The 7,116-nt window shown below is 70.1% G+C and carries 4 protein-coding genes and 1 pseudogene; 3 read left to right on the plus strand and 2 right to left on the minus strand.

From position 1 onward, the window contains the following. Positions 1-13 precede the first annotated feature (13 nt). Positions 14-3,178 carry a family 78 glycoside hydrolase catalytic domain gene (locus ABEA43_RS39800; protein WP_345570293.1) on the minus strand — a complete coding sequence of 1,055 codons (3,165 nt, stop codon included), beginning with the start codon at positions 3,176-3,178 and terminating at the stop codon, positions 14-16. A gap of 265 nt (positions 3,179-3,443) precedes the next feature. On the opposite strand from ABEA43_RS39800, the gene ABEA43_RS39805 reads away from it, so the two are divergent. Further along, the gene (locus ABEA43_RS39805; protein ID WP_345570295.1) at positions 3,444-4,487 is read left to right on the plus strand and encodes a LacI family DNA-binding transcriptional regulator; all 1,044 of its coding nucleotides are present in this window, start codon (positions 3,444-3,446) and stop codon (positions 4,485-4,487) included. Here ABEA43_RS39805 and ABEA43_RS39810 read toward each other — a convergent pair. After that, a complete protein-coding gene (locus tag ABEA43_RS39810; protein ID WP_345570296.1) occupies positions 4,423-5,358 on the minus strand; it encodes a phosphotransferase family protein in 936 nt (311 codons plus the stop codon). The two genes, ABEA43_RS39805 and ABEA43_RS39810, sit on opposite strands and share 65 nt — an antisense overlap. A 203-nt stretch (positions 5,359-5,561) precedes the next feature. Here ABEA43_RS39810 and ABEA43_RS39815 point away from each other — a divergent pair, with 203 nt between their 5' ends. Next, positions 5,562-6,869 (plus strand): ABC transporter substrate-binding protein, encoded by a 1,308-nt coding sequence (locus tag ABEA43_RS39815; protein WP_345570297.1) that lies wholly within the window; start codon positions 5,562-5,564, stop codon positions 6,867-6,869. After that, a pseudogene (locus ABEA43_RS39820) lies at positions 6,866-7,116 on the plus strand (hypothetical protein); the annotation flags it as partial. The gene ABEA43_RS39815 and the pseudogene ABEA43_RS39820, both read left to right, overlap by 4 nt.

Here is a 7,116-nt window from a genome sequence, read left to right on the forward strand (position 1 = left end):
GGCGGGCGGCGTGTCAGGCGGCCGTCGCCGCGCTGAAGGCGTACGAACCGGACGGAACGGTGTACACGGCGTAGCTCCCCGCCATCCGCTGGAACGTGGCCCGGTGCGGGCTCACCACCGAGCGGGCGTCCTTGGCCGGCACCCACACCTCGGCCGCCGTGTTCGGGGGAACGTCGACCGTCAGCCTGAACCGTCGATCACCCCTGGTCCACGCCGACCGGGCCACGCCCTGCGGCGTTTCGTAGCTGCCCGTCACGAAGGTGAGGTCGCCGACCGGCTTGGGATGGAAGACCAGCTTCCGGTACGCGGTCGAGCCGCCGGCCTCGCGGATGCCGGCCAGGCCGGTGTGGAACCACTCCTCGATCTGGGCGAGGATCATGTGATTCTTGGAGTCCCCCCGGTTCCAGCGCTCGCCCATGGTGGTCATGCCGCCCGGGTTGGCGCTGGTGGACGCCATGAAGAAGCCGTAGCTCGGCTGGTCGTCCTCCTGCAACAGCTCCCAGAGGACGTCGTCGCGGCCGCCGTCGGCCAGCGCCCGTACCGTCGGGGCCATGCCGATGGTGCCGCCGCTGAAGTGCGGGCCGTCGCCGTTCGGGTGGAAGGCGTGGACGAGCTCGACGAGCGCGTCGAGGACCGCCTGGCGTTCGCCGTCCGGGACGAGCCCGGCATCCAGCGCGAGCGCCTGGGCCGTCTGGGTCGCGCCGGCGCTCCCGGCGTCGCCCGCGGTGGTGTAGCGGCGTAGCTGCCGGTTGTAGAAGTGGGCGTTGAAGGCGTTCTTGATGTCGCCGGCGAGAGCCTGGTAGCGGGCGGCGTCGTCGGCGTGACCGGTCAGCCCGGCCATCATGGCCAGCTTGGTGATCATGATGTAGTAGCCCCAGGTGCCGGTGATCTGGCCCGAGGTCTGGTCGGCGGCGACCCAGTCGGCGAGGGCGGCGTCGACGATGTGCGCGTTCTCGCCCGTCCCGGCCTTCTGGCGCTGGATGTAGGCGGCGAAGTCGATCACCCGGTCGTAGTGCCGGCTCATCGTCTCGGTGTCCCCGTAGAGCTCGTACAGCATCGCGGGGACCAGGATGATGGCGTCGCCCCAGTTGATCTCGTCGCCGAAGCGTCCGGTGTAACCCCAGTCGTAGACGGGCGTCTTCAGCGCCACGTTCCCGTGCATCGGGGTGTCGGCGATCGACTGGCCTTCGACGAGGTGCCGCGCCGTGGTCTTGAGGTACGCGCCCAGCTCGTAATTCCGGTGGATGGCGCCCATGGGCATCGTGTAGTCGGCCGGGTAGGACAGCTTCTCGCGCCCGGGGCAGTCGGTGAACACCGACATCATGTTGGACGCGAAGGAGTAGCGGGCCATCTTGTGGATGCGGTTCACCCGGGCGCTGGAGGTGGTCACCGTACCGGCGACGGGCGTGGCCGCCTGCAGCCGGATGCCCTTGACCAGGTCCTTCGCGGGCGTGTAGCCCTCCGGGAGGCCGGTGACCTGGATCCATTGCATGCCGAAGTAGGTGAAGTCGGGGTGCCAGGTCTCCCCGCCGCGCAGCCCGGCGGTGGTGTAGGTGTTGAACAGGTCGCGGCCCCGGCTGCCGCCGCCGCCCATCAGGGAGGCCTGGTCCACGGTGCCGTCGGGGGCGAGGGACTCGGCGGGCGACATGCGGATGGTGACGCCGCCCGGCAGGCCGCCCTTGAGGTTCAGCTGCGGCCATCCGGTGATGTTCTGGCCCAGGTCGAACACCCAGACGCCGGCCGCCGGATTGGTCATGGAGACCGGCGTGAAGGTCTCGGCCGGCTGCACCGGCTCGGCCGTGCGGGCGACCAGCCGGGTGGCCAGGTTCGGGGGTGGCGCGATGCCGGCGTCCACCCATTCCATGGCCGAGCCGTCGCGCCGTTTCGCGGCCGGTGACAGGTCGGCGCCGGGGGAGTCCCAGCCCGGCTGCTCGCGGCGGGCGTCGTGGTCCGCGCCGGAGTACCAGGCGTCGGTGACCAGGGGGCCGAGGGCGGTACGCCAGCCGCGGTCGGAGACGATGACGTCCGTCGAGCCGTTGCCGTAGACGATCTCCAGCCGCGCGATCATGCGAGGGGTGACCGCGGCGCCGGCGCTCGCGTCGCTGGCGGCGATGTTGTTGCCCGAGCCGGTCACCGTCGCGCCCGTGGAGTGCGGCTTGGACAGTCCGGGGGTGAAGGTGATGCCGGAGCTGCCGATCGCGGTGATCGTACGGGATTCGAGGCTGTCGCCGCCGTCGCCGGTGTCGATGTTGACGGTGCCGCCGAGGTGGTAGCCGGTGACGTTGCCGAGCGTCACGGTGGTGGCGCCGGGCGTGGTGTCGGCGGCCAGGACGCCGCTGCCCTTCAGCTGGCTCTGCCACCACGAGTACGGGACCGTGCGGCCCGCGGCCGGGTTGGTGACGCTGCGCCGCACGTAGGTGGGGCCGTTGCCGAGCCGGACGCCGAGGGTGTTGGCCCCGGCGCGCAGGTCGCCGGTGACGTCGTAGGTGCGGTACTCGCTGGAGAGCTGGTAGTTGGAGTTCCCCGGTGCCAGCACCTCGTCGCTGAGCTTGCGCCCGTTGAGGGTCGGCAGGTGGAGACCGACTCCGGAGAGGTAGAGGCGGGCGGCGGCCACGCGCTTCCCGCGGCCGAGGTCGAACGCGCGGGCGAAGATCGGCATCGGCTGACCTTCGGTGCGGCCGGGATACTCGATCCAGCGGGCCGCTCCCCAGTCGTCCTGCCGCAGCAGGCCCATCTCCCAGGAGGAGGGCTCGCTCCAGTCCGAGGAGTGCCGGTCCGCGTCCCAGACGCGAACGTGCCAGGCGACCTTCTGCCGCGAGGCCGGCGGCCGCCCGCCGTAGCGGACACCGGACTGGACGGCCGAGCTCACCTTGCCGGAGTCCCAGATCAGCCGGCCGCGCGTGAGCTCGGACGGGCTCGCGGCCACCTGGATCTGGTACGCGGTCTGCGCGTCAGCCGGGCAGGCGGCCCTGGAGCCCGGCCGGAGGCACGGGTGGCCGGCGGACTGCCTGGCCGGTGTCATGCGCCACCCCAGCAAGGGGGCGGGATCGTCGATGCCGGGCGGCTGATCTCGTCTGCCGTCCACCCGCAGGCCGACGACCTCGACGTTGGGCTGCCCGCTCGCGGCGGCGGCCGGTGGCGCGTTGAACGGCTGCGACAGGACGAGAGTGAGAGACACTCCCAGCCCCGCGAGCGCGCGTATCCGGCGATGTAACGGAGGGGGAGTCACGTCTCGCTCCTCTCGGAGGTAAAACGATTTAAGCTCCGTTAACGTAAGCGTTCTCTCGGAGGTCGTCAAGAGGGTAAGTGAGCAACGATTCTCTCCTGATCCCCACTTCAACGTCCTGGCTGATCAGGGAAATGGGTAACGGTACTCACGGTAAGCCCTGACCGTCCCGGGCTCGTACAATCGGACCACGCCTTGGAAGTGGAGTCTCATGGTCATGCCTGCCCGACGACGACGAGTGACGATCGCCGACGTGGCGAGCCATGCGCAGGTCTCCGTCACGGCGGTGTCCAAGGTGATCCGCAACGCCTATGGCGTCAGCCCGGCCATGAAGGACCGGGTCAAGACGGCCATCGAAGAGCTCGGCTACCGGCCGCAGGCCGTGGCCAGGGGGATGCGCGGGCGCACCTTCACGATCGGCCTGGTGCTGCCGCACATCAGGAACCCGTTCTTCGCCGACATCCTCGACGGCCTCACCGGCTACCTGGAGACCACCGACTACCAGGCGTTCATGATCCAGGGCGGCGCCACCAGGAAGGTCGAGCACCGGGCGGTCGACGCCCTGATGGACCGGCAGGTGGACGGCATCATCATGGTCGCGCCCCTCGCCTCGAAGGCACGCCTGGAAGAGGTCGCGAAGGAGAAGCCGACCGTGGTGCTCGCGCGGCACGAACGGTCGTCGTCCTACGACTCGGTGTTCGACGACGACGAGGCGGGCGCCGAGCTCGTGGTGAAGCACCTCATCGAGCTGGGACACCGCAGGATCGCGCACATCACCCACCAGGACGACAGCATCGCGCGGCCCGGCGACCTGCTGCACACCATCCGCTCGGCGACCTACGAACGGGTCATGGGCGAGCACGGGCTCGCCGGCGAGATCGCCGTCGCGACCAGCTTCTACAACGAGAAGGGCGGCTACGACGGCGCCCGCCAGCTGCTGAGCCGGACGCCGCGGCCGACGGCGATCTTCGCCGGAGCCGACCAGGCGGCGTTCGGCGCGCTCGCCGCGATCCACGAGGCCGGCCTGTCCGTCCCGGCGGACGTCTCGGTCGCCGGCTACGACAACACCCATCTGGCGGCTCTGCCCAACATCGCGCTGACGAGCGTCGATCAGGCCGGCGGCGAGATGGGCCGCGCCGCGGGCAAGCTCCTGCTCGAACGCGTCGAAGGCCGCATGACACCGGTGCGCTTCTCCGTCACCCCGAGCCTGGTCGTGCGCGGCTCGACGGCGGCGCCGGGCACCACCGTTCCGGGGCCGTAGCCCGAGGGGGTTGCGTGGCGAGCGCTGATTCGATGCCGGGAACGCGCTCGTGCAGCCAGTCCCCGCCGCACTCGTACTCCCACAGCAGCGCCAGCAGCAGGTAGAGCAGCCGGTGGTCGGCCAGGCGCAGGGGCGCGTCCGCCGGGATGCCCGCGGGGAAGTACGCGTCGAGCAGCGCATGCCGCAGGGCGGGGCCGGGAAGCTCCAGCCTGGCCAGGTCCAGCCATGGACTGGCCGCCGCGCAGTCGGCCCAGTCGATGATCCCTTCGATCCGGGAGCCCGCCGACATGACATGCCGGAGGTGCAGGTCGCCGTGCACGTACACGCAGGGCTGATCCCACCGGGTGCCGTCGGCGAGGAAATCCCGGCACCGGGACAGGAGCGCGGGGGTCAGGATGCCGGCGGCGGCGACAGAGTCGAGCCGGTCCGCCAGCCCCGCGACCTGATCGGCCCACGTTCCCTCACCGGCGCCTGGCGGCGGGCCGGACGACTCCTTGAAAAAGGCCGCCCCCTTGACGGGAAGGGCGTGCACGGCCCGTAGCAGCCGGCCCAGTTCGGCCGCCGCCGCGGGTGTCGTGATCCCCGGCTCGCCCGGGAGGAGCCGCGTCACCAGGTGCGGGATCTCCGCGTCCGGCGCCCCGGCGATGACCTCGGGGACCGGGACGCGCCGCTCCGCCATGGACCGCAGGGCCCAGAGCTCCACCTCGACCTCGCGGGCGCGGGCGGCCTTGAAGACGGCGCGGACGCCGGACTCCAAGGTCACCATGGCGACCGTGTTGGCGGCGAACCCGGACAGCGGTTCGTACCCGGTCACCCGCTGGGACAGCAGGCGCTGGACCACCTCACGGTCGATCCGCCCGGCATCGCTCACGACTGAGACTGTATCGCCATTCCCGCTGGCAGAGCGCCGCCCAGCGCGAAAACCGTTATCTAGAAATTCGCCGTTAAAGCGTTCTTACCAGGGAAAAGGCTGGGTACCGTTACCTAAGAGTGCATTGACACCCATCACGTAAACGCCTACGTTAACCGCATCGGGGAGTCGCTTAAAACGATTCAATAACCCTGGAGGGGTGTGTGAAGACCTCCCACCGCCCGCTTGCCGCGGCCGTGGCCGTGCTCGCGACGGCGGCTCTGACCTCGTGCGGCGCCGGCTCCAGCGCTGGGCCCGCCGCCGACGGCACCGTCACCCTGTCCTTCATGACCGGCAGCGACCAGTCCACCGTGGCCACCTCCACAGCGCTGGCGAACGCGTTCATGAAGGCCAACCCCACGATCAAGATCAAAATGGAGCAGCAGTCGGGCGGCAGCGAGGGCGACAACGTCGTCAAGACCCGGCTGTCCACCGGCGAGATGACGGACGTGTTCTGGTACAACTCCGGCTCGCTGCTCCAGGCGCTCAACCCGGCCCAGACCCTCGTGGACCTCACCGGCGACCCCGTCCTGGCCAACGTCCAGCCCGAGTACCTGCCCGTCGTGACCCAGGCAGGCAAGGTGTTCGGCGTCCCGGCCACCACGCTCACCGGCGGCGGCATCCTGTACAACCGCAAGGTCTACGAACAGCTCAAGCTGGAGGTCCCCAAGACCTGGGCCGAGTTCATGGCCAACAACGACAAGATCAAGACGGCGGGGCTCACCCCGGTGATCAGCACGTTCAAGGACACCTGGACCTCGCAGGTCTTCGTGCTCGCCGACTTCCACAACGTGCAGGCCGCCGCGCCGAACTTCGCGCAGGACTACACCGCGGGCAAGGCCAAGTTCGCCACCACGCCGGCCGCGGCGGGCGGGTTCCGGCACCTGGCCGACGTGCACGCCAAGGACTACCTCAACAAGGGCTTCGGCTCGGCCACCCTCGACCAGGGCCTGAAGATGCTGGTCGAGGGCAAGGGCGCACACTACGCGATGCTCAGCGGGCTGCTGCCGCCGATGCTGAAGACCTACCCGCAAACGGCCACCGACATCGGACTCTTCGGCATCCCGGGCGATGACCCGGACAAGAGCGGCGCCACCGTATGGGAGCCGAACGCCGTCTACATCGCCAAGACCACCAAGAACCTGGACGCGGCCAAGAAGTTCCTGGCCTTCGTCGCCTCGCCGGCCGGCACCGAGGCGGTGACCGCGGCCGTGCAGCCGTCCGGGCCGTACCGCATCAAGGGCTCCAAGCTGCCCGACGACGCCATCCAGGTGGCCAAGGACCTGCAGGTCTACCTCGACAACGGCGCCACCGCGCCCGCGCTGGAGTTCCTGTCGCCGATCAAGGGCCCGTCGCTGGAGCAGATCGCCGTCGCCGTCGGCTCCGGGCTGACGCCGCCCGCGGAGGGGGCCGCCCAGTACGACAAGGACGTGGAGAAGCAGGCCAAGCAACTGGGGCTCGCGGGGTGGTGACGAGGCAGCACGCCGGGCCCCGTACGGGACCCGGCGGCACCCCTGGGCAACGGCACGCCCGCCCGACGGCCAGAAGCAGATCGGCCTACCCCTACGGGCTGTACGTGCCGGCCGCGATCGTCTACCTGGTGATCTTCCTGGTGCCGACCGTGATGGCGTTCTACTTCGCGCTGACCCGCTGGACCCTGTTCGACAGCACCTTCGTCGGGCTGGACAACTTCCGCGACTTCCTGGCCGAGCAGAACCT

The organism is Nonomuraea rosea, assembly GCF_039539705.1.
Classification (GTDB): domain Bacteria; phylum Actinomycetota; class Actinomycetes; order Streptosporangiales; family Streptosporangiaceae; genus Nonomuraea; species Nonomuraea rosea.

Bases quoted from the DNA above. Each gene is read 5' to 3' on its own strand.
- ABEA43_RS39805 (WP_345570295.1), top strand. From the start codon at position 3,444: ATGCCTGCCCGACGACGACGAGTGACGATCGCCGACGTGGCGAGCCAT.